The sequence below is a fragment of the Halobacillus sp. HZG1 genome, from assembly GCF_035818575.1.
Taxonomy (GTDB): domain Bacteria; phylum Bacillota; class Bacilli; order Bacillales; family Halobacillaceae; genus Halobacillus; species Halobacillus litoralis.
In genome coordinates, this window is record NZ_JAYLVQ010000079.1 from 76,787 (window position 1) to 98,785 (window position 21,999).

Genomic DNA, 21,999 nt, shown 5'->3' on the forward strand with positions numbered 1-21,999 from the left:
AATATGGAAATCGGATATACCATCTGTTTTATCCAGCGGGACGAAAAATTGCTGCTGTTGAACAGAAACGCACCTCCCGTCCAAGGGTTGTGGAACGGTGTCGGAGGAAAAATAGAAGAAGGAGAGACCACGCTGTCTAGTATGCAGCGTGAAGTCGCAGAGGAAACGGAACTTTTTCTCGAAGCGCATCTATTCGAATATAAAGGGACCATTTCCTGGGCAATAGATGGGGGGAGAACAGGCGGGATGGAGGCGTTTGTCGTTCGCATCGATGATGATGTCTACTCAAAGCCAGTGGAGATGGATGAGGGTATTCTGGCATGGAAAGACATTTCCTGGGTCCTTTCCGAAGACAATTACGGGGTCAGCCCGATGGTTTCGTATTATCTACATACTGTTTTGAATGAAAAACAACCATTCCATCATCTTTTTACCATCCATCAAGGTCAGATCATGGAATATGGGAAAAGGAAGGTGAGCCTGCATGTTGATGTTCCGTGAGCTCAAACAGGAAGATTGGAAGAAGATCCATACCTATGCTTCGAAAGCAGAGGTCTCTCAATACCAGCCATGGGGGCCGAATACGGAAAAGGATACCCAGGACTATGTCCAGCACTTAGTCCACGAAATCAGGCAGCCGGAACCTCGTAAACACGCGTGGGCCATCCTGCATGAGGGGGATGAAAACCTCATTGGAGTTGCGGAACTGACGATTTTGGATGCTTTTCATCAGACTGGCGAAATGGCTTACATCCTACATCCGGATGAATGGGGCCAGGGCATAGGGACAGAAGTAGCGCAAATATTGATCCGTGAAGGTTTCCAGTCGTTTCATTTAGCGCGTATTCAGGCGACTTGTCACCCTGATAACAAAGGTTCGATACGGGTGTTGGAAAAGTGCGGCATGGAGATGGAAGGACGTTTGCGGGGCCATTTGAAAATGAAAGAAGGGCGCCGTGATTCTCTGCTATTCAGTGTGTTAAGTGATGGCTGAGTGGCGGGGAGCAGCAGCTGTCTGTATCAACGAACAGCATGAACTTTTGATGGTTCTCCAGGGCAATCCGGAAGAAAAGAAAACATGGACCGTTCCATCAGGAGGTCTGGTTCATGGAGAGAGCTTTGAACAATGCTGCGAGAGAGAAACTTTAGAAGAAACGGGTTACATCATTTGTGTGACGGAACGTTTGCAAACGAAAAGAGGAGCTATTGGAAAGACGGATATCCATGTCGAATACTTTTCCTGCACCGTGACGGGTGGAAGAATGCAAATCCAGGATCCTGACCATCTGATTCATGAGGTTCGCTGGGTTTCGCAAGATGATTTGATCGAATTCGCGCTCTCTTTTCCTGAAGATCAGCCCTTTTTAAATCAATGGCTGACAAAAAAGAAACAAGGAGTGGATGGTATATGAAGCTGCTTATCATCGGCGGGACGAAATTTCTGGGGAGGCACATCGTTGAATCAGCTTTAAGCGATGGTCATGAGGTGACGATATTTCATAGAGGGAAGACCAACCCTGGATTATTTGAAGAGGTGACAAATATTTACGGGGATCGGGAGAACCTTGAGGACCTGGAAAAACTGGCTGACCAAAATTGGGATGCGGTTATCGATACGTGTGGGTACAAACCGTCTACGGTATCCAGGAGTCTGGACGTTCTCTCCGGATTGACAAAGAAGTATGTGTTCATATCGACTATTTCGGTGTATCCGGATATTACGGATGTTCCTGACCTGGAGGAAACAGCAGAACGGATGATCTTGACGAAAGAGGAATTGGAACAGGCGGAACGAAAAGAAACGTTTGATCCATCCTTATATGGACCTTTAAAGGCTCATTGTGAGCAGGAAGTCCAAACCAGGATGGAAGATAAGAGCATCATCATCCGACCGGGGTTGATTGTAGGTCCTCATGATCCGACCGATCGCTTTACATACTGGCCTTCAAGAGTCTCTGAGGGAGGGGAAGTGCTCGCTCCTGGCCGGAAGGATCAACAGATTCAGTTCATTGATGCCAGGGATTTGGCAGAGTGGGTTGTCCATCTGTCTGCAACAGAACACACAGGTATTTTCAATGCCAACGGTCCTGAAAACAAGCTCACTATACAGAAGTTTTTAGACACGTGTGCTTCCACATTGAATGAAGCGGTGACCTTTACTTGGATACCTGCACCTTTTTTGACGGAGGAAGGTATTCAGCCCTGGAAGGACCTTCCCGTCTGGATTCCGACTGAAAAAGATTTCAGTCAGGATGCGTCAAAGGCGATTCAGTGTGGATTGAAGTTCCGGCCGTTAAAAGAAACCATTCTGGACACGTATCACTGGGACCAGCACCGATCGAATGGGGAAAGAGGTGCAGGCATAACTAGGGATCAAGAAGCTGATGTCTTGAAAAAGTGGAAGAGACTGCAGGAGAACTGAATCGATTCCATAGTCAACAATTTTGAATGATGCGAAAAATGGTTTTAAAGGTTTTGGAGGTTCATATGGAATGAAAAATGAAAAGAAAAGTCAGCCGTTAAAAGGAAAAGTCGCCATTGTCACAGGCGTAAGTCGTGAACGTGGGATTGGGACAAGTACGTGTTATAGACTCGCCGAAGCAGGGGCGGACCTCTTTTTCACTCATTACTGCCCTTATGATGAATCCCATGGAGAAGGAGTAGAAAAACATTGGCCGGAAAATCTTGCGGCACAGCTGAATGAAATAGGGGTTCGAGCCGCTCATATGGAAGCGGATTTGAGGGATGAAGATCTGCCAAAGAAATTATTAGAAAAGGCAGTTGAAGAAATTGGAGTACCTTCGATCCTCGTCCATAATGCTACATTCAGTGTGAATACGAACTATAAGGATTTGACTTCAGAGCTTCTGGATCATCACTATGAAATCAATAATAAAGGCCCGGTTTTGTTAACTCAGGCCTTCGCGAATTTATTTGAGAAAACGTTCCAAACGGAAGAAGAAGGAAGCATCGTCTTTTTAGTATCCGGAGGGCCGGATCCGAATAACCTGGCTTATATTGCGACTAAAGGGGCGTTGAAGGCGATCACTCCACCTTTAGCCACAGGACTTGCCCCCATAGGAATCAACGTGAATGCTGTCGACCCCGGCCCGACTGATACCGGCTGGATGGATCAGGAGACGAAGGAAGGCCTTCTGCCATTATTCCCTAAAGGGCGCTTGGGAAAGGCAGACGATGCTGCCAAGCTGATTCGTTTCCTTGTGAGCCCGGATGCTTCTTGGGTGACTGGACAGGTCATCCATTCGGACGGCGGTTTTTTAGGTCGATAAACATAAGAGGAGGACGTTTCCAATGAAAAGCCCGATTCAAAACGAAGTAGGAGCCATTTTTGTCCCGGTCAAAGACATTGAGAAAGCCCGCGACTGGTATTGTGATCTGCTTGGTGTGCCGGCGGAAGATGATTTCCCAGGCGGTCACCTTTATGTTTTACCAATGAAACATGCAGGAGTTGTGCTGGATAGTAAGATTTATTCAGAAGAAGTGGTATATGGAACGCCTGCCTTTCATTTTAATACAGAAGACATTGAGGAAGCTTACTCGTATATGAAGGGAAAAGGCATCGATGTGGTCTCTGATATTCAATTCGGACACTTTTTCAATTTCAAGGATCCTGATGGCAATCTATTGATGATCTGCAAATGCTAGGAGGGGAACGATGATTTTACATACAGAGGTGGCAGGGGACGGGGAGCCCCTCGTTTTTCTGCACACCGGCTTACAAACAGGAGAGACGGATTTTGAGAAGCAGCGCGAGTATTTTTCCTCCGAATACCAGGTGATTTCGCCTGATTTAAGAGGGCATGGGAAATCTTCTTCTGATGATTTGGATGATTATTTTAATCAGGCGGCTGACGATCTGGCAGAAACGTTCCGTGCCAAGGAAATTAAAAGCGCTCATATCGTTGGTTGTTCATTCGGAGCCTTGGCAGCGCTGTTTTTAGCCAAAAGTTATCCTGGATTTGTTCGGACCCTGACTATCTCAGGAGTGACTCCGCTTAAACCGGACAATTGGAAGATTATGAATGAAGAAGAATCCAAGTTCCGTATGAATCTTTTAAAAGATGAAGAAACCTGCGCTTACTTTGACTCCCTTCATGGAAAAGGCTGGCAGAGGTTTATTCATATGGGAAAGGACGAAGACTGGTATCCTTTTGATGAAGTCCACTCCATACAGGCGCTCACCATGCCTGTCCTATATTTGATCGGGGAGGGGTTGGAACACGAGCTCAAAGGTGTGACTTTTTACAAAGAACAATCAGAATTCCTGCATGCAGCCGTTCTTCCGTTCGCTTCGCACTTGGTTCATTCAGAACAGCCTGATTTATACAATAAGACGTTGGAAGTGTTCCTTTCTAAATATGAATCCTAAAGGCAAACCAGGCATAGAATGAAGGGAAACCGAACGGTCAGGGTGATCCATTGAACTTTCTAATATTAATGGTACTCCTATCTGTCAGATGGGGGGACTGATCTTTATCATCGCCCCGAAATAGGAAATTATTGTTGAGGGTGAGTGCAGCATTGTCGGAACTGAGTTGGACGAAGACTTCAATGCGGTCTCCTGTAACAAACACATCTATCACCTCTTTTCATTAAAGAGGGATCATTTATTCTATGAAAATGAGAAAAGGTAAGCCTGGACCCATGTTTGCATATAGCTGTGAATTTAGGAAGGAGGCTGGAGGATGAAACGGTTTGCTGTCATGACAGATGTTCACGGGAATATCCATGCCCTACAAGCTGCCCTTCGTGATCTCAAAAATCAGCATGTAGATTTTACGGTTTGTACAGGTGATCTGATTGGGATCGGTCCATTTTCCAATCAAGTGTGCGAAAGGTTATACGCATTAAAGGACACGATTATTGTCAGAGGGAATCATGATGAAGCTGTACTTGCCCTGATGAATGATGACCCTTATCCTGAAAGCAGGGCTGATGTGAAGGAGCATCATCAGTGGATCGCCGATCGTTTGTACAAGAGATATGCCAAGTGGATGGAAACGCTGCCAAGAAAGATTGTGAAAGAGGTAGAAGCACGTACGTTTCAGTTCACACACTATCCGATGGACACGAAAGCGAGTCTTCTGCCGATTAGTGAAGATCCCTTTGACCAGATCGGCCCACCGAATGGAGAAAACTTTTCACAGTTGGAGGAATTGGAAAGAGAAGAGATTGTATGCTTCGGTCATGACCATGATGGTCATCATTTTTCCATGAACGAGCAAGTATTCTTCAATCCCGGCGCTTTGGGATGTAACAATGAACCTTTTGCGCGTTATGCCATCATTGAAGTCGATGGCAGAGATGTGCGATACATCAAGCGTCATGTGCCTTATCCAATGGCTACATACGTAGAACAATTGAATCGTATCGACTTCCCGCGTAAGGAAGTGATTCTGAAGATTTTTCAAAAAAACAGGAGGACGCATCATGATACCACCGAAACACATCGTATCAGCAGCGACTATTATAACGAATGAAGAAAATGAAGTACTTCTAATTAAAGGGCCGAAGCGTGGCTGGGAGATGCCTGGAGGTCAAGTGGAGGAAGGGGAGTCCTTAAAAGAAGCGGCCATCAGAGAAACGAAAGAAGAGTGCGGATTGGAAGTGGAGCTTACAAAGTTTTGCGGGGTGTTCCAAAACGTCGATCGATCGATTTGTAACACCCTTTTCTTAGGAAAAGCGGTCGGAGGAACGTTAAGAACGACAGATGAAGCTTTGGAAGTCGGTTTCTTCCCCCTTGATATAGCACGGAAGATGGTGACATGGGGAAACTTTTGGGAGAGGATTGAATTTTGTTTAGATGAAAGCCGCCAGCCATTTTTAGTGGATTTCTGATTTTCTACTGATAAGAAAAGGAACTTCCCAAGAGGAAGTTCCTTTTTATCTTTTACACCCACTTCACGACATCTTCGAAAGAACGACGTGATTTTTCAGGCTGCTCCTGAGAGCGGTACCCGAACGCACACATGACGGAAATACCGAAGCTTCCGTCCTCGAGTAGACCTTCGGTTTCCAGGAGTTCATTCATTTTCTCCATATTAAATCCTTCAATCGGACAGGAGTCGATACCGATTTCAGCTGCCGCTGTCATCATGTTGGATAGAGCAATATACGTTTGCTTACCAGCCCAGTCATAAAGTGGACGATCGCCTTCCAGCAGTTTGAAGTCTTCTTTTTGGAATTCTTCGATCCGGCTCAAATATTTTTTCAGGTTATCATCGGGGATCTGTTTAACGTTCTTGAAGTGGTCCTGCAAGTATTCGGAATCATACTGGGTATCTTTCCTCGTCCTTGCGAGGAAAATGACGAAGTGACTGGCATCTGGCAGTTTGCCATACGCTCCCCAGGCCGTATCTTTGATCTTTTGTCGCAGTTCAGGATTCTGAACGACGACAAAGCGCCACGGCTCAAATCCGAACGAGCTCGGTGATAACCGGCCGACTTCAAGGATGAAGTTAAAGTCATCTTCAGGAATGGTTTTATCCGGGTTGAATTGCTTGGTTGCATGCCTGAATTTGGCGGCTTCTAAAATTTCCTGCTTTTTCGTTTCTTTGTCACTCATCTTTCTTTCCCTCCTCCTTTAAATTACAAAAGTAATATACCACAGAGGAGGGAATAGATTCATGGTTTATGCTTTAGACTGCTTCCTGGTAGGCAGCTTCTCCGCCAGGGTGTAAGCGGTAATAGAACGGATAAGCTCTTGTATAGAAAAATTGAATAACCGGGCCAAGAAAGAGCATCGGTGCAAGGGTGCCGAGTCCGACCGGGCCACCAATGGCTAAGGCAAGGCTTGTCATGATCACCGCTACCACCGTTTGCCCTGTCTGAAGACTCAACTGAAATCTGGCACTTACTGCAAGGAACAATTGATCGACCGGAGCTCTAGGGAATTGAGGCAGGATGTAGATTGCGACTCCCAATCCGATGAATCCGACTCCAAGAAGTAGGGTAACGACCTGCAAGGCGAATGGGGCGGCGGACAAGTTGACCGGAGCAAACACAACTTCCAGCCAAAAGTCCAAAATCAAACTTTCAAGGAACACAGGCACGACCGCCCTCGATTCAGGTAATGAGTTCATCAATTTGGCATTGATGAAGATGATGATCAGTTGAAAAGCTCCGTACCAAAATCCGACCGTATAACCGAAGTGATCGGACACTCCGATGAAAAACGAGGTCCAGAAACCGGCCCCGAGCGTCGCGTTGATGAGAAGGGCGACTCCGAAGAAATTGATGAACATCCCGACAAGGTAAACCGTGGCACGATAAAGCATGACAAATGCCTCCTTTCCATAAAAAAAGTGGTCACGAGTAGAAAATTTCTCTAATTCGTGACCACATTTTATTAGCGATGATTTTATAGGTCAATCAAAAAAATTTGGAAAGAAAACCGAGTCCCGGCATGGAGGAATTCCGATTTTTAAAAGACTTTCGTCGTCCAATCTTCGCAGTTCCATACATCCGTGACGATATCTTCATAAAATTCAGGTTCGTGGGAGATAAGCAGGACACTTCCCTTGTATTCTTTTAACGCACGCTTCAGTTCAGCCTTAGCATCCACATCCAGGTGGTTCGTCGGCTCATCGAGTACGAGCAGGTTTGTTTCTTTGTTGATCAACTTGCAGAGGCGGACCTTCGCTTTTTCGCCACCGCTCAATACTTGGACTTTACTCTCGATATGTTTACGGGTCAGTCCGCATTTCGCAAGGGCCGCACGCACCTCGTATTGGGTGAAGTGACGGAACTCTTCCCATACTTCTTCGATACAAGTGTTGTCTCCAATCTCTTTCAACTCTTGTTCAAAGTAACCGATGTGCAGATGCTCGCCAAGCTCAACGGAGCCTGAAACGGGCTGAATCTCACCGAGTATACTTTTCAGTAAGGTCGTTTTACCGATGCCGTTCGCCCCTGACAAGGCGATTTTCTGTCCCCGTTCCATCGAAAGGTTAAGAGGCCTGGACAGCGGCTCATCATAACCGATCACGAGGTCTTTTGTTTCAAACAAATACTTCCCTGGAGTCCGGGCCTGCTTGAAGTTGAATTGCGGTTTCGGCTTTTCAGCATCGAGTTCGATGACGTCCATCTTATCGAGCTTCTTCTGACGGCTCATTGCCATTTTACTTGTCGCCGCATTCGCTTTATTTCGAGCGACGAAATCCTTCAGGTTGGCAATTTCTTTCTGCTGCTTTTTATAAGCGGCTTCCAACTGTTGTTTCTTCATATCATAAACACGGAGGAATTCGTCATAGTCGCCAGGGTAGCGGGTCAGCTCCTGGTTTTCCATATGATAGATCAAATTGACGACACTGTTCAGGAACGGGATGTCGTGGGAAATGAGGATGAAGGCATTCTCATATTCCTGAAGGTACGTCCGCAGCCATTCGATATGTTCAACATCAAGGTAGTTTGTCGGCTCATCGAGAAGCAGAATCTCCGGTTTCTCCAGCAACAGCTTCGCAAGCAGTACTTTCGTACGCTGACCGCCACTGAGATCATGCACATCACGGTCAAGGCCGATTTCGTTAAGGCCAAGTCCATTTGCTACTTCCTCCACTTTGGCATCAATCGTGTAGAAATCATTGTTCGTCAGCATATCCTGAAGCACGCCTGTCTCTTCCAGCAAGTCCTGAAGTTCATCCGGTTCCACTTCGCCCATCTTGGCAAAAAGGTCGTTCATTTCCTGTTCCATGTCGAACAAGTATTGGAACGCCGTCCGCAGAACATCGCGGATCGTCATGCCTTGTTTCAAATCGGCATGCTGGTCGAGGTAACCGATACGGATCCGCTTCGCCCACGTGACCTTTCCGGCATCCGGCTCGAGTTTTCCTGTAATGATATTCATGAACGTCGACTTGCCTTCACCATTCGCTCCGATCAAGCCGATGTGTTCTCCTTTTAACAAACGAAAAGACACGTCATCGAAGATCGCGCGATCACCGAAGCCGTGGCTCAAGTTTTTCACTGTGAGTAAGCTCATTTTCGTTAACACCTTTTCTATCGTTAGATTCGTCCTTCTATATTATAAAGGGGAATGAGGGGAAACGATAGGGGAAAAGTAGGAAGAGTTGAGAAAGGAGTGGGTAGGTTTGTCTTATGATTGCGTCATCATCGGTGGAGGGATTGCGGGTTTGCAAGCAGGAATCATGCTCGGAAGATATCAGCACAGGGTTTTGCTCATCGATAGTGGTAAAGGACGGTCGAATCTGTGCCGGAAGTATAATAATATCATCGGGTTTCCTGATGGCGTGAGTGGTCCGGATCTCCGTCATGCGGGTGTTAAACAAGCGAGGTCCTTCGGGGTGGAAACGCTGGAAAGTAAAGTCGTCGATGTGCATTCGAACTTCATCATTGAAACGGCTGAAGGGAGATCCATAGACACTCAGACCGTCTTGTTCGCTACAGGGATTGAAGAAAATTTCCCTTCCATACCTGGTATGAAAGAATGCTTAGGTTTATCTATTTATGTTTGTCCTGACTGTGATGGGTACGAAATCATCGGCCAGAAGACGGCTGTCATTGGAAGTGGAGAAACGGGAGCGGAGCTTGCGATAGCGCTTAAAGACTGGAGCGAAGAGATTATCTTCTTCAACCATGGCGGTGCCCCTGTATCGCTTGAAATGCAGGGGAAGTTGAGAGACCGGCGAATCCTTGTCCAGCAAACGGAAGTGGACAGGTTCGTTCACAACGGAGGATTACTGGAAGCCATTGAAACAGCTGGCAATCATCGCTGGGATATGGATAAAGCTTTCCTTGCTTTCGGAAGGAATCGAGTTCAATCGGATTTAGCGGTTAAAATTGGAGCGGAAGCCACCGATAAAGGCCACCTCATTGTAAATCCTAGAACGAAAATGACGAATATTGATGGCATATGGGCAGCGGGGGATGTGGTGGATCACACACAATTTGTCACAACAGCCATGGGCGAAGGGGCTCAGGCGGCTGTCTGGATACACAAATGGCTGAAAGGAACAAGGTGATATCTTTGATTTCATACCATGGATATAGGATAATGATGGATATACATTAAAAGCTTCCTATCCTACTTCTTAACGAATTGATCCACGCTCTACCTACTTTTTTATAACTTAAATCCAAAACATTCAAACCAAATTGAGTGCATAAGGAGAATCGAAACCTACATGTTTTTTGACGCTTTTGGGACGGATTCATTTTTATTATTAACGGCATTATTATTATTCAGCGGCGTGCTTGTAGCCAAATTTTCCAGCCGGTGGGGTATCCCGGCATTGATCCTTTTCATTATGGTCGGCATGGCTTTCGGCAGTGAGGGACTCGGAATCGTTTATTTCAGTGATGCCGGGACGGCTCAAGTTATCGGTGTATTTGCCCTCGTCATTATTCTGTTCGAAGGTGGTCTACATACGAAGTGGGGAACTGTGCGTTCTGTTGCTGTCCCTTCGCTGTCACTTGCTACCATTGGAGTGTTGATCACCTCTCTTATTGTCGGACTTGCCGCCTATTTCCTGTTCGAACTGAGTTGGCTGGAATCGTTCTTATTCGGTGCCATCGTTGGCTCCACCGACGCAGCGGCCGTTTTTGCAGCATTGAAAGAAAGAAACATCAAGGCGAAAATGGGGGCCACGTTAGAAGCGGAGTCCGGAACGAACGATCCGATGGCCGTCTTCTTGACATTATCTCTTATTGAATTGATCACTTCAGAGCAATCATCGTTCTGGATGCTGATCCCGACGTTCTTTTTGCAGATGGGGCTTGGCCTGATCATTGGTCTAGCGTTAGGAAAATTTGCATCTTTGTCCATTAACCGCATCAAACTGGACTCCAGTGCCCTCTATCCGATTTTTTCTGTAGCATTCGCTCTCGCGACTTACAGCATCACCGCTTTCAGTGGAGGTAGTGGCTTCCTGGGGGTTTACGTAGCCGCATTGGTCATCGGAAATAGTGAACTGACGTACCGCTATTCGATCTTCCAGTTCAATGAAGGATTTGCCTGGATGGCGCAGATTCTGATGTTCGTCATCCTCGGTCTTTATGTATTCCCGAGTGAATTGTTCACACCTGGTATTATCGTCAACGGCATATTGCTATCGATCGTACTTATTTTGATCGCAAGACCGATCGCTGTTTTCTTATCGCTGTTCAAGATGAACTATTCAACAAAAGAAAAACTGTTCATCTCCTGGGCAGGCCTGCGAGGGGCTGTACCGATCGTACTCGCCACCTTTCCGATCGTGGAGGGACTTCAGAACAGCCAGGCTTTATTCAATCTCGTCTTCTTCGTTGTGCTGACCTCAGCACTCGTACAAGGATCTACAATTTCGCTTGTGGCGAAAAAGATGAACCTGGTGGGGCCGAAAAAAGACATCCCTCACCACAGCATTGAATTGATATCCATGGGGAAAGCCAAGGCAGAAATGATTCAATACCAGACCAATGCCGAATCAGCGGTTGTCGGCAAGAAACTCCATGAAGTCAGCTTCCCGAACCGCGCCAACATCAGTGCCATCATCCGTAACAATGAAGTCATTACTCCATACGGTGAAACAGAAATCAAAGCCGGAGATTTCCTCTACATTCTCGTAGAAGAAAAGTACAAGGAACAGCTCAAGAAAACGTTGGAGCAGCGTGTACAAAAAAGTGAACAGCTCATGAAAGAAAAAGACGCTTCCTCCTAAAGCGTCTTTTTCTTATGAATAGATCCCCTTCACTAAAGGCTGCTTTTCGTGAAGGGGTAGTTTCGAGATTGTTGTTGAGTGGGTAGGGGCTGCGGGGAATGACTCGCTTTCCAGCCACCCCTTACGCTCAATACGGCAAACCTACCCCAAAAAAACATTGAAATTGAGTCTTCTACACATCTGCCACTTTGATGAATATGTGATAAATTTAAGTCTTTAGGACATATGTCCTTTCCGAAATCGCCGTCATCCTTTTAAATGGATTTCAGAACAGGAGGATGAACGATGAAAGGTGCTTTATTTTCACTACTCGGAGGCTTGTGCATCACGATGCAGGGCATCTTCAACGCGAGGATGAGTGACTCCATAGGCGGCTGGCATACCACTTCGATGGTCCATCTGGTCGCTTTCACGATATCCATTCTCGTTTATTTTTATGTCAGAGACGGAAAAGGGAAAAGCTTTAAACGAGTGCCCTTCCTTTATCTGATCGGAGGGACGTTCGGAGTTGTCGTCGTTTTTGCAGAATTGACGGCCATTAAAATGATCGGCCCGGCAAGTGCCATCGCCATTTTACTCGTGGCACAAATCGGTACAGCTTTTGTCATCGAATCCAAAGGCTGGTTCGGTGAGAACAAAATTCCTGTGACGAAAAGGCAGGGAATCGGAATCGCTATGATGCTCGTGGGTGTCATCCTTTTCCAACTGTAAAAGGAGCTCATTTTTTATGAAAGAAAACAAAAAAATCAATCCGCATCCTTATATCGAGAGGTACGAGCTGGAACGGATTTTCCCTGAAGAATTTATTCCGAAAATGAGCATGTACACTTTCTCAAAAGGGGACGTTCTTTTCGCACCTGGGGAAACGTTGCATGACATGTACCTTCTCGTGGAGGGGAAGATCAAAATTTTCACCCTTACACCGGAAGGGAAGTCTTTGATCAACCGTTTCAAACGGCCACTCGGGGTTATCGGAGATGTGGAATATGTCAAAGGGAACTCTGTGATCAATTCTGTCGAGGCGGTCTCTGATGGGGTGATGCTTGCTGCATCCTTTGAGGATTTGAAGGATCTCGAAAGGAACCATCCGCCATTCATTCGTTTTTTACTGGAGACGGTGGCGCACAAGTTTTATTCCGAATCCCAGGCGTCGAGCCTGCATATGCTCTATCCTGTCGAAGTGCGGCTGGCCAGTTATTTCCTATCCATCTCTTCAGATGGGGAAGGGACACTTTTTCATCAGGAGATGCGGACGGCGAATCTTACAGAGCTCGCCGAATGGGTGGGGACGAGTTACCGCCATCTGAACCGGGTGCTGAAGAAAATGGGTTCTGATGGGATTATTGAACGAGCGAAGGGCTCAATTAAGATTAAAGATTTAGAAAAACTCCGGGAGCTTGCGAACGGAAACATTTATGAGTAAGGAGGGATCCCATGCTCGGTGTCATATTTTCAGTCGTAGCCGGGATTTTGATAAGTATGCAGAACGTGTTCAATGCACGTGTCAGTGAGAAAACAGGAGCGTGGGCGACGACATCGCTCGTGCTCGGTTTAGGGCTTGTTTGTTCTTTACCCGTCTTCTATGCCATGGAAGAGAGGAGCTTGTTTGATTTCGGTGATGTGAACAAAATCTTTCTGTTCAGTGGTGTTTTCGGAGTGGGAATCGTGTTCTGCCTCATGCGTGGCGTAACACTGATCGGTCCGGCCTATGCGATTTCCATCGCCCTCATATCGCAGATCGTAATCGCTTTTGTCATCAATACGGGAGGATGGTTCGGCTTTGATGCTTCGCCTCTTTCTGTGACGAAACTTGCAGGCATCGCTTTGTTGATCGGCGGGGTGCTGGTATATAAATTGGAAAAAACGCCTGGGGAAGAAGAACAGGAGGAAATAGAACAAATGAGAGCGTGACCTCCTATAGAGGATCACGCTCTTTTTTTTACATATTTTCCATCAGTTTCTTGGCAATCCGTTCATAATCATCCCGGTCGATGCCAGGGGCGAATTCTTCAGGAAGGTCATCGAGGTCAGGAATCGGTGCTCCTTTTGGCGTACCTTGGATGACCTGAAGGGGCTGTCCGTTCTCCGGGTTCGTCCCTTTCCATATCTTCCTGATCTCCTCGTAATCATAGTCGCTCCACGTGTAGAGAATATTATCCAGTCCCTGATCAAGGTAGGGGCGGGCATAATCGAACTTCGAGTTGTCGAGGTCAGGCACAGGGAGCATTTTTTTTACATCGACACCTGTTGCGATCTCTAATGCTTTCGCATAAGCAAGGGCATGCGTACCCCCGCGGACAAGTAAGTAGCCGATCATTTCACGGGCGGTCGGATGATCGGTCATTTCATAGACACGCATCTTATGGGTCCGTGCACCGAGTTCGAGGAAGAAGTTGTGTAAAAGGTCCAGCACCAGGTTGCCACTGGAAAATACGTTGTCCCCCGTCCAGGCTCGTCCCATCGAATCGCCTGGGAGGGCCGTTTGTGCGGTGGCGATGAATTGATAGGTGTTTCTTTTGTTCAACCCATTTTGCAGGGGAGCGATATCGGGATCACCGGTAAAAGTCACGCCGCGAGTGAGAAGGTTGATCGAATTGTTCACGAGTTCCACATGTCCGAATTCTTCCGCTGTGATACTTGCAACGAGATCATAGAATGGACGGTGCTTTTTCTTCTGGCGAAAAGCGAAGGACTGGAACATGTAGTTATTCAATGTAGACATTTCGCCGAACTTTCCGCCTAAAAGTTCCTGAACAGCAGCCGCCGCATTCGCGTCGCCGTGTTCAGGAATGGTCAGAGCAATCTGCATCCGGTCGAGTCGCTTAAACATAACATCCTCCTTTTATTTGTAGCGTTGATCAGGAAACACCCAGACGATCTGCTGGGTCCTCACGAAAAATGGGGTTCCGCTCACCTCGACGACGATATGATCCGGCATGACCGTCTTCAACCCGCCGCGTACAGATCCTTGCGTCGTCTGGACGACGACAGGTGAGCCCTGGATGGACAAGAGTGTCTGGTACACGTATGGATCGATGGCGGAATTCATAGACACGTTTTGAGAATTCATTTTTTCTGCTCCCTTCACAGGTAGTCTCATTTAAAGATGTATATGTACAAACCTCTCATTTAAGTATCCAATCGCTGGGAAAAGAGGCGAAGGTTTGTGTATTCGCCCCTGTGGCTTTTGGTATATGAGCTAACTTGCGTATTTTCTACGGGCTGAGTGATAAGTATTTCTTTAGCACAAGGAGCGGCCAAATATAGTTGTAGCTGTGATAGTAGATGTAAAAGTTCCCGGGGAGACCTGCCCCTGTTGGGTATTCATACGTCCAGTCCTTCTCTTCCAGTTTTCGCAGCACACATGAGATACCTTTCTCAATGACCGGCGTCCGTCTTTCTTGCACAGCCATCAAGGCTTCCAGAGCCCAGGAAGTTTGTGGAAGAGTGCTCTCTCCTAAAGGAATGTAAATCTTCTCCTGGTCACTTTTACACGATTCTCCCCATCCACCGTCATCGTTCTGAATGTTCTCCAAAAATTGGACCCCTCTTCTGATGGAACGGTCATCCTTGCTTACTCCTACGGCACGCATCCCAGTAATAGCGGCCCAGGTCCCATAGATGTAGGTGACTCCCCAACGGCCATACCATGATCCATCCCCTTCTTGATGTGATCGCAGCCAGTTCAACGCTTTCTGAATGCGGGGATCGGTGAGAGGGAAATGAGCATTTTCACCTAGGAACTCGAGTGTCCGACCCGTTAAGTCCGCTGTGGAAGGGTCGATGCTTGCCGACTCGGCCCCGTCTATAGGAACGAATTTCATGAGAGAATTGGTCTTTCCTTTCTCGAACGCCGGCCATCCACCGTCATCATTTTGCATCGCGAGTACCCACTTTAAGCCTCTCGTGTAATGGCTCTGGAGAGAGGGATCTTTGCGAAGCGTCCGCAATGCAGCTGTGGAGTCATCGACATCCGGATGGATGGTATTGCTTTTGGAAAAACCCCATCCCCCTGGTTCGGTATGGTTGACAGCTACCATCCAGTCTCCGAATTTGGTTTGTTGATGTTTTAAAAGAAACTGTTCGGATTTGTGTAAAGGGATACCTGATGCCGGATGCGCCTGAAGGGCATGACTGATCAGCGCCGTATCCCATATATCAGAAGGCGAATTTTGGATATGGACGCCGCGTTCTGTCAGGCAGGCATGCTGCATGAGGCCCTGGATGGCTTTTTTGATGAGGGGGTCATGTTTTTGATACCCGCAACTCACCAGAGCATAGATCATATAAAAAGTGGAAGAGAAATAACTATAGAGTGTTCCATCTGACTCGATGCGCTGCAGCATGTAGGTAAGAAGGCGCTGCCTTGAGAGCAGATAGAGTCGATGAGGAAGTCCGGTCAACGTTTTAACCTCACTCTGCACACTCGTTAACAAGGACCGGCTTGCCTCTGGAAGCAAATCTTCCTCCTCTCTGAAAAAGCAGTCACTCATATCGGGAATCTGTTTATTTTTTAGTACAAAAGGTTGATCGGATAAGAGCAGAACAGGTGCCATGTGCACACGTGCGTAACTACTGAAATCATAAAAAGATACAGGAGAAGATGCGGGAAGCAAAATGATGTGAACCGGCAAGTGGAGTAGACTCGGCCATGGATACTGCCCATGAATAGCCAATGTGATTTTGGTCATAGAATGAGCGCGGTTCAACCCTCCATGCTTCCGGATAAAAGCCTTGGCTTTCCTAATCGCTAGGTCACCATTTGAATAATATCCAGCATAGAGAAGAGCGAAAACTGCTTCGATGGTTGCAGAAAGGTTTCCTTCATCGTCTTCATAAAGCTTCCAGTATCCCTCTTCGTTTTGAAGGGAAGAGAGCCGCTCACACAACTGTATGGTGAGCTCCTTTTCTTTCGAGAACGTTTGAAGCAGAAGAATCATATTGGCATCGGTCATCAGACTGTTTTCAAAACAAAAATGAAAACACCCGTCATCCGTCTGGCGGCCTTGGATTTCAGCCTCCAGTTGTTTGATTGCATCCTTGATCCGATCGTTCATATTGTTCACCCTCTTTGATTCCATCCTTCTGATTTATATGAAACAAATGCCGGATTCAGAAGGGACTGTTTTTTCCATAAAAAAACGAGCTTCCTGTTCAGAAGCTCGTTTGTCACTATTTCAAGTTCTCGCGGATATACTTGATGATCTTTCTGATTTCATCTGGATGCGGACGGCCGAATGGACTGGTCTGTCTTTGCTGATAAAGGACACGTCCCTGCTCATCTGTAAGAAAATAAGCTGGTTCCCCATGGGTCCCATGGTCTTCATAAGGGGCATGCTCATCATGATAATGCACATGGTAGTTGGATAGAAACTCTAAATTTTCATCCATCAGAATAGGGAAGGTGAAGTCATGTTCACTTACCATTTTTTCCAGACTATCTTTGCTTTCGTGAGTAATTGCGGCGAATTTGATGTCATGTTCTTCGAAGTAACTCAACGTGTTTTGGAACTCGTCCAGCTCGCTCATGCAGACAGGGCACCATGAACCGCGGAAGTACACGAATAAGTACCAATGATGGTTTTCTTTTAGATCCTCGGAAAAATGGAACTCTTCTCCCTGGACAGAAGACAGTTTGAAGTCCGGGGCATGTTGATATAATTTAAAGCTCATGGAATGACACTCCCTTTTCATTTTTATCCTTCATACATCCCCATACCCTTATCCGGCGGAATGTAATTATTTATTTCGACATTAAATGATAAGAGGTTGTTCATTTCTGCAAGTCGCTGTCTTTTTAAAGGAATTACACCGTTGGTATTGAAATCAATATAGTAGTGAGTCCAATAGAGTTATAGAAGCTGTGGCGAAATACTTTTTCTTCATTCTTGAAAAAAGGAAATAATACCCATTTTTTGATATGATGGGGGAAGATGGAAAGGAGGATGTTTGATGAAAAAGATTGTTTGGATCATTTTGTTCATCCTTTGTGCGGGATGTCAGCAAGCAGGAAATGAAGAGTCATCGGTTACCACAAAAACCGAGGAGTTTGAAGCCGGCTCCTACACGATGAGAGGAATTCCTGGTAAAGTCGCCTTCATTGATGCCCCATGGATCGAAGGTGAGGTGCAAAAGTACATGTGGCATTTTTGGGGAAGTGAAGATGAATTGGACGGTCCCTTCAAAGTATCAGGCACACATATGGAAACAGGTGAAACCGTCACCGTTCTGGAAACTGCAGAAGTCGCGGGGCCGGTAAATGGCGCCGATGCGTCTCTTCCGTCGAATATGTCCTTGCCTGAAAGCGGTGATTGGAGACTGGAAACGAGTCTCGATGGTGAAGCGTTTGGGACGATCCTTGTGAATGTGAAGGAATAAAAGGAGGGGTCCATGTGGAAACGGTTGGAGTTATGATTATGATTGCAATCGCTGTTGCTCTTGATTACTTTTGGTTCGATCGTGATCGAAAGCGGTGGGGCTGGATGAAAAACTGGACGCGCTTGCAGAGAGGTTTATTTCTGGTCAGTTTTTTTGTAGCAGCGATGGTGATCTACATCGGTATGAGTCTGTAAGTTTGATAGAAAGGTATTCATAATATGAGAGTCTTGTTAGAGTTAGTGCGCATCGTTTTTCTATTTATTTTCGGAGGGGCGCTGGTTTGGGTTGTGCTCGCTCCTTTCTATAACGTCCATCCTTTATCCAGAGAGTATCAATGGCTTGGCGTCCTCGGAGTGTACGGAATTCTATTTGTGTTTTATAGAAATCGCTGGCAGTTTTCCGGGTGGTATAAGGGCAAAGGGAGAAAGAAGCTCCCCTTAAGTTTGACTAGAATTATTATTGCTGGGTCGATGGTTCTGATCGCATCTCCATGGGTAATGGCTATGTTCAATTATTGAGGAGGGAAAAGACATGAAACGTAAGGAAGTCATCGAGTTGAAGTCCACAGAAGAGATTAAAGCGGCTTATCCCGTCATGAAGGAATTGAGATCGCATGTAAGTGAAGAACAGTATATCGAATTGGTGAAAGAGGCGATGGACGTGGACCGCTACCACCTTTTCGCTTTATATGCAGATGAAGAAATCGTTGCTGTTACGGGGTTCAAAGAGATGACGACTCTGTATTACGGTCGCTTTGTCTGGGTTTGTGATTTAGTGACATCTTCCAACCATCGTTCACAAGGGTACGGCGAAGAGCTGCTGACTTTTGTTGAAAACTGGGCACAGGAACATGGTAGGGAGAGTGTTGCCATTTCTACTGGTGTCAGTAGGCTCAGGGCCCACCGATTTTATGAAGGGAAAGTGGACTACGAGCGGGTCAGTTATGTTTACAAGAAGGCCGTTCCGGATGACCGTGGCAGTTGAGGGGGGAGCGATCGTTTTCTCTACCCCCAAACTGGAATAGGAAAGGAGGTCAAGATATGAATAGGAACACGAAAGTCGAAGAGAAAGAAGCATTGGCGATCATAGGATACAGGGTGGTCTGTGATGGCGAAAATTATATTGTGGAAATCCCGAAAGCAGCAGAAAAACTTCACCACCGTTTCCCGGAAGCAGACGTTCAAATAGGAGCATTTATCCCCGGAGAGTGTAAGGAAGAGAATGACGGGTATTGGATCGGCGTCCCTCAGAGTCCTGAAACGGCCGTACCGGATGATATGGAGCCATTGCTCATAGAAAAACAAACGTATGCGATCACTACATATGAAGGTTCAAACGATCGAATCCGAGAAGCTTATGAATCCCTGCACCACTGGATGGAAAGGAAGGGGTATCCCCGGGAATTGACGGCCTGGCACGTGGAAGTCTATCATTCATGGCAGGATAAGGAAAACCTTCACATGGAACTGTGGGAAACGGTAAGGACTTGACTCTGTGGTGCACCCCACGGTTTACTATAGAAAGTGGGAGGAAGCACGGTGTATAAAATCAGCGAATTTTCACAACTGACCGGACTCAGTAAAGAAACGCTCCGTTACTATGCAGAGGTCGGTCTGCTTGAGCCTGCGTACATTCATCCGGATAACCATTACCGGTATTATGATGATGGCAGTTATTTTTTGGCGCTCATGCTCGGGAAGCTGCGGGCGCTTGGGTTCACTATTCAGGAAATGAAAAAAGTGATGGATGATGAATCCTTTTTGCAACTGGAACAACTGCTACTGGAAAAACGCAGCAAGATCCATAAGGAGATTCACTATCTTCAGAGTAGACTTGCTGACATTGATGCCTTTTTAGAATCTGGCAGGGAGGAAGACGAATGATTCAATGGGAAAACGACAGAGTGATTGCCGCACCCATCGATGAAGTATGGGTGCTTTTCAGAGACGCCAACATCAAGCGGATCATGCCTAAAGTAGAAGAGCATGAATTGATAGAAAAAACGGAAACGGAAGTAGGGGCCAAACATAGACAGACGTACAGGGAAGGGAAGCGTCTGGAAACCTATACGGTCGAGACGCTTGCCTATGAAGAATCTCCTGAGCGCAAGCACAAAAAAATCGCTTTCGTCATCGGGAAAGCGTTTGAAGTGACGGCGTCCTTCCTTTTAGAGAAAGTGGATGAGGAACATACACGATTGACTTACTCCGGACAAAACAGAGGAGTGAATTTCGTCGGAAAAGCGATGATGAAACTGGCGAACAAAAAAGGGAATGAGCGTGTGGTCGAAGAATTTTTGGATCGTGTTGAAAAAGAAGCCACGCACTCGAATGTGTAAAAACCCGTCCATGGACAGGTTTTTTGTTTCATAAACTCGACCATATAAAAAGGTGTACATGTATGATTTTCTCTCTCTCCGCATAGAAATGTTTATAGTTTGGAGAGGGGGATGAGGTGTATGAGTCACACTCCATATGGATATGGATACCCGCATACGGGGGCGTTTAGAAGTGCTGAGCAAAACACCCAAGACATTTTAGAAGGAATTAGAAGGAAGGATTCTGCTATTCAGATTTTTCGTCAATTGGCTGATGTAGCTCCTGATGAGTCCTATAAAAACGAAATTCGTCACGCGCTGGAGAATGAAAAAAGGCACCTGGATCATTTTAAGAATTTATATACATCCTTCACAGGCGAGCAACCGGAATATGAAAGGGAAGAAGCGGATTTCCGAACCTTTGAAGAAGGGTTGAGAGTCGGCTATGATCATGGAGTGGAGGAATTTGAAACGTACCAGAAAGCTTATTTGGAAAACCAGGGGAATCAGCTTGGGGATGTATTTTACAGAGCTTGTCATGATAAAGCCGTCACGACTAATAAAATCGTTGCTTTTTCAAGAGGGGAAGGCCGTATGGTCATTCGAGATTATGGAGGGCAGCCTTTCGTTCTCGATATCGAAGAAGCGACAACACAAAACCGTACATTCCGAACGGCTCTTTGGACCGGAGATCATCTGCAGGTAACCTTGATGAGTATTGGTGTCGGGGAGGATATCGGGTTAGAACTCCATCCGGATGTGGATCAGTTTCTGCGAATAGAACAAGGACAGGGGCTCGTGCAGATGGGGGATAGCAAAGATCAGTTGAACTTCCAACAGGAAGTTTCTGATGATTTTGCGATCATGGTACCTGCAGGGAAATGGCATAACCTGACCAATACAGGACAGCAGCCGTTAAAACTTTATTCGATTTATGCCCCGCCGGAACATCCTTTTGGTACGGTTCACAGAACGAAAGCAGACGCTATGGCTGCCGAGGAATAATAAAGCTCCATTCATGCACGTATAGGAGTAACAGGCCAAATCGAATAGATTTGGTCTTTTTCATGGTTTTTCCAGGTCAAAAAATATCTCTGCCGTAACTATAGGGAATCATTTCTTGATCAACGAAAAGGGTTTTCTGTATTTCACGTGGAATAAGGTGGAGAGTTTAACGAAGGTCTGTTCCGAAGTCCTGGAAGGAGTCATCATTAACCAAAGGGGTGTGAGCCAGTGATCTCAGCATGGATGGGAAGTATTGGTCTTTTCGCGGTGTCTATTTTGTACGTGCTACTTGCTTTAGGTCTGCCTTATGGAGAGTTTGCCATGGGTGGAAAATATATAAGGTTACCAAAACAGATGCGCATCGCCACCGCCCTATCCATTTTGATACAATGGACAGCGATTTTGTTCCTCTTACAGATGGGCAATATCATTTCCGTTGATTTCCTGGCCCCTATGGCAAAAGGCGTGTGCTACTTCTTCGCGGTTTATTTATTCTTCAATACGATCATGAATGCTTTTTCCAGAAGTAAGAAGGAAAAAATGATCATGACACCCTTATCGTTGATCACAGCCATTTGTTTTCTGCTCACGGCTTTGAATGGTTGATAAGGCTGTTTGTTA

The 21,999-nt window shown here is 46.3% G+C and carries 30 protein-coding genes; 23 read left to right on the top strand and 7 right to left on the bottom strand.

Annotated features, from left to right (window positions below; translation table 11 throughout):
- The first annotated feature begins 3 nt into the window (after positions 1-3).
- From VKA52_RS16645 to VKA52_RS16685, 9 genes are all read left to right on the top strand, one after another.
- A complete protein-coding gene (locus VKA52_RS16645; protein ID WP_326316500.1) occupies positions 4-501 on the top strand; it encodes an NUDIX hydrolase in 498 nt (165 codons plus the stop codon).
- Complete coding sequence (locus VKA52_RS16650; RefSeq protein ID WP_326316553.1) at positions 491-994, top strand: GNAT family N-acetyltransferase; 504 nt, start codon at positions 491-493, stop codon at positions 992-994. The genes VKA52_RS16645 and VKA52_RS16650 overlap by 11 nt, the downstream gene beginning before the upstream one ends.
- The gene (locus VKA52_RS16655; protein WP_326316501.1) at positions 987-1,412 is read left to right on the top strand and encodes an NUDIX hydrolase; all 426 of its coding nucleotides are present in this window, start codon (positions 987-989) and stop codon (positions 1,410-1,412) included. Before VKA52_RS16650 ends, VKA52_RS16655 begins: the two co-directional genes overlap by 8 nt.
- A complete protein-coding gene (locus VKA52_RS16660) occupies positions 1,409-2,422 on the top strand; it encodes an NAD-dependent epimerase/dehydratase family protein (RefSeq protein ID WP_326316502.1) in 1,014 nt (337 codons plus the stop codon). Before VKA52_RS16655 ends, VKA52_RS16660 begins: the two co-directional genes overlap by 4 nt.
- Positions 2,423-2,492: 70 nt before the next feature.
- Entirely contained in the window at positions 2,493-3,290 is a 798-nt protein-coding gene (locus VKA52_RS16665) for an SDR family oxidoreductase (RefSeq protein WP_326316503.1), read from the top strand.
- Between the two features lie 22 nt (positions 3,291-3,312).
- Complete coding sequence (locus tag VKA52_RS16670; protein WP_326316504.1) at positions 3,313-3,666, top strand: VOC family protein; 354 nt, start codon at positions 3,313-3,315, stop codon at positions 3,664-3,666.
- Positions 3,667-3,676: 10 nt separating this feature from the next.
- Positions 3,677-4,390, top strand: coding sequence for an alpha/beta fold hydrolase (locus VKA52_RS16675; protein ID WP_326316505.1), 714 nt, complete (start codon positions 3,677-3,679; stop codon positions 4,388-4,390).
- Between the two features lie 316 nt (positions 4,391-4,706).
- Positions 4,707-5,501, top strand: coding sequence for a metallophosphoesterase family protein (locus VKA52_RS16680; RefSeq protein WP_326316506.1), 795 nt, complete (start codon positions 4,707-4,709; stop codon positions 5,499-5,501).
- Positions 5,452-5,859, top strand: coding sequence for an NUDIX hydrolase (locus VKA52_RS16685; RefSeq protein WP_326316507.1), 408 nt, complete (start codon positions 5,452-5,454; stop codon positions 5,857-5,859). Before VKA52_RS16680 ends, VKA52_RS16685 begins: the two co-directional genes overlap by 50 nt.
- Before the next feature lie 52 nt (positions 5,860-5,911).
- Here the strand turns inward: VKA52_RS16685 and VKA52_RS16690 are convergent, their stop codons facing one another.
- The 3 genes from VKA52_RS16690 to VKA52_RS16700 form a co-directional block, all read right to left on the bottom strand.
- Positions 5,912-6,586, bottom strand: a complete 675-nt coding sequence (locus VKA52_RS16690) for an NAD(P)H-dependent oxidoreductase (RefSeq protein WP_326316508.1) — start codon at positions 6,584-6,586, stop codon at positions 5,912-5,914.
- 73 nt (positions 6,587-6,659) lie between these two features.
- Complete coding sequence (locus VKA52_RS16695; protein ID WP_326316509.1) at positions 6,660-7,298, bottom strand: YczE/YyaS/YitT family protein; 639 nt, start codon at positions 7,296-7,298, stop codon at positions 6,660-6,662.
- Between the two features lie 146 nt (positions 7,299-7,444).
- Entirely contained in the window at positions 7,445-9,001 is a 1,557-nt protein-coding gene (locus tag VKA52_RS16700) for an ABC-F family ATP-binding cassette domain-containing protein (protein WP_326316510.1), read from the bottom strand.
- A 109-nt stretch (positions 9,002-9,110) separates the two neighbouring features.
- On the opposite strand from VKA52_RS16700, the gene VKA52_RS16705 reads away from it, so the two are divergent.
- From VKA52_RS16705 to VKA52_RS16725, 5 genes are all read left to right on the top strand, one after another.
- Complete coding sequence (locus VKA52_RS16705) at positions 9,111-10,001, top strand: NAD(P)/FAD-dependent oxidoreductase (RefSeq protein ID WP_326316511.1); 891 nt, start codon at positions 9,111-9,113, stop codon at positions 9,999-10,001.
- Positions 10,002-10,163: 162 nt separating this feature from the next.
- Positions 10,164-11,678 carry a potassium/proton antiporter gene (locus VKA52_RS16710; RefSeq protein ID WP_160915779.1) on the top strand — a complete coding sequence of 505 codons (1,515 nt, stop codon included), beginning with the start codon at positions 10,164-10,166 and terminating at the stop codon, positions 11,676-11,678.
- A 285-nt stretch (positions 11,679-11,963) separates the two neighbouring features.
- Positions 11,964-12,389, top strand: coding sequence for a DMT family transporter (locus tag VKA52_RS16715; RefSeq protein WP_089652086.1), 426 nt, complete (start codon positions 11,964-11,966; stop codon positions 12,387-12,389).
- Between the two features lie 16 nt (positions 12,390-12,405).
- Positions 12,406-13,101, top strand: a complete 696-nt coding sequence (locus tag VKA52_RS16720) for a Crp/Fnr family transcriptional regulator (RefSeq protein ID WP_326316512.1) — start codon at positions 12,406-12,408, stop codon at positions 13,099-13,101.
- An 11-nt stretch (positions 13,102-13,112) separates the two neighbouring features.
- Positions 13,113-13,589 carry a DMT family transporter gene (locus VKA52_RS16725; RefSeq protein ID WP_326316513.1) on the top strand — a complete coding sequence of 159 codons (477 nt, stop codon included), beginning with the start codon at positions 13,113-13,115 and terminating at the stop codon, positions 13,587-13,589.
- 28 nt (positions 13,590-13,617) lie between these two features.
- Here the strand turns inward: VKA52_RS16725 and VKA52_RS16730 are convergent, their stop codons facing one another.
- The 4 genes from VKA52_RS16730 to VKA52_RS16745 all read right to left on the bottom strand — a co-directional run bounded on the left by VKA52_RS16730 (position 13,618) and on the right by VKA52_RS16745 (position 17,351).
- Entirely contained in the window at positions 13,618-14,508 is an 891-nt protein-coding gene (locus tag VKA52_RS16730) for a manganese catalase family protein (RefSeq protein WP_326316514.1), read from the bottom strand.
- A gap of 12 nt (positions 14,509-14,520) precedes the next feature.
- Positions 14,521-14,748, bottom strand: a complete 228-nt coding sequence (locus VKA52_RS16735) for a YuzF family protein (protein WP_160915783.1) — start codon at positions 14,746-14,748, stop codon at positions 14,521-14,523.
- A 145-nt stretch (positions 14,749-14,893) separates the two neighbouring features.
- Positions 14,894-16,735 carry a terpene cyclase/mutase family protein gene (locus VKA52_RS16740; protein ID WP_326316515.1) on the bottom strand — a complete coding sequence of 614 codons (1,842 nt, stop codon included), beginning with the start codon at positions 16,733-16,735 and terminating at the stop codon, positions 14,894-14,896.
- 115 nt (positions 16,736-16,850) lie between these two features.
- Entirely contained in the window at positions 16,851-17,351 is a 501-nt protein-coding gene (locus tag VKA52_RS16745; protein WP_160915785.1) for a peroxiredoxin family protein, read from the bottom strand.
- A gap of 279 nt (positions 17,352-17,630) precedes the next feature.
- On the opposite strand from VKA52_RS16745, the gene VKA52_RS16750 reads away from it, so the two are divergent.
- From VKA52_RS16750 to VKA52_RS16790, 9 genes are all read left to right on the top strand, one after another.
- Positions 17,631-18,056, top strand: coding sequence for a DUF4871 domain-containing protein (locus VKA52_RS16750; RefSeq protein WP_326316516.1), 426 nt, complete (start codon positions 17,631-17,633; stop codon positions 18,054-18,056).
- A gap of 14 nt (positions 18,057-18,070) precedes the next feature.
- A complete protein-coding gene (locus VKA52_RS16755) occupies positions 18,071-18,250 on the top strand; it encodes a hypothetical protein (RefSeq protein WP_326316517.1) in 180 nt (59 codons plus the stop codon).
- A 24-nt stretch (positions 18,251-18,274) separates the two neighbouring features.
- Entirely contained in the window at positions 18,275-18,574 is a 300-nt protein-coding gene (locus tag VKA52_RS16760; protein WP_326316518.1) for a hypothetical protein, read from the top strand.
- Positions 18,575-18,587: 13 nt separating this feature from the next.
- Positions 18,588-19,040, top strand: a complete 453-nt coding sequence (locus VKA52_RS16765) for a GNAT family N-acetyltransferase (RefSeq protein ID WP_326316519.1) — start codon at positions 18,588-18,590, stop codon at positions 19,038-19,040.
- 56 nt (positions 19,041-19,096) lie between these two features.
- The gene (locus VKA52_RS16770; RefSeq protein ID WP_326316520.1) at positions 19,097-19,546 is read left to right on the top strand and encodes a GyrI-like domain-containing protein; all 450 of its coding nucleotides are present in this window, start codon (positions 19,097-19,099) and stop codon (positions 19,544-19,546) included.
- A 48-nt stretch (positions 19,547-19,594) separates the two neighbouring features.
- A complete protein-coding gene (locus VKA52_RS16775) occupies positions 19,595-19,939 on the top strand; it encodes a MerR family transcriptional regulator (RefSeq protein WP_326316521.1) in 345 nt (114 codons plus the stop codon).
- Complete coding sequence (locus VKA52_RS16780) at positions 19,936-20,394, top strand: SRPBCC family protein (protein WP_326316522.1); 459 nt, start codon at positions 19,936-19,938, stop codon at positions 20,392-20,394. Before VKA52_RS16775 ends, VKA52_RS16780 begins: the two co-directional genes overlap by 4 nt.
- Before the next feature lie 120 nt (positions 20,395-20,514).
- Complete coding sequence (locus tag VKA52_RS16785) at positions 20,515-21,378, top strand: cupin domain-containing protein (protein WP_326316523.1); 864 nt, start codon at positions 20,515-20,517, stop codon at positions 21,376-21,378.
- Positions 21,379-21,606: 228 nt separating this feature from the next.
- Positions 21,607-21,984 carry a hypothetical protein gene (locus tag VKA52_RS16790; RefSeq protein ID WP_326316524.1) on the top strand — a complete coding sequence of 126 codons (378 nt, stop codon included), beginning with the start codon at positions 21,607-21,609 and terminating at the stop codon, positions 21,982-21,984.
- Positions 21,985-21,999: the final 15 nt, after the last annotated feature.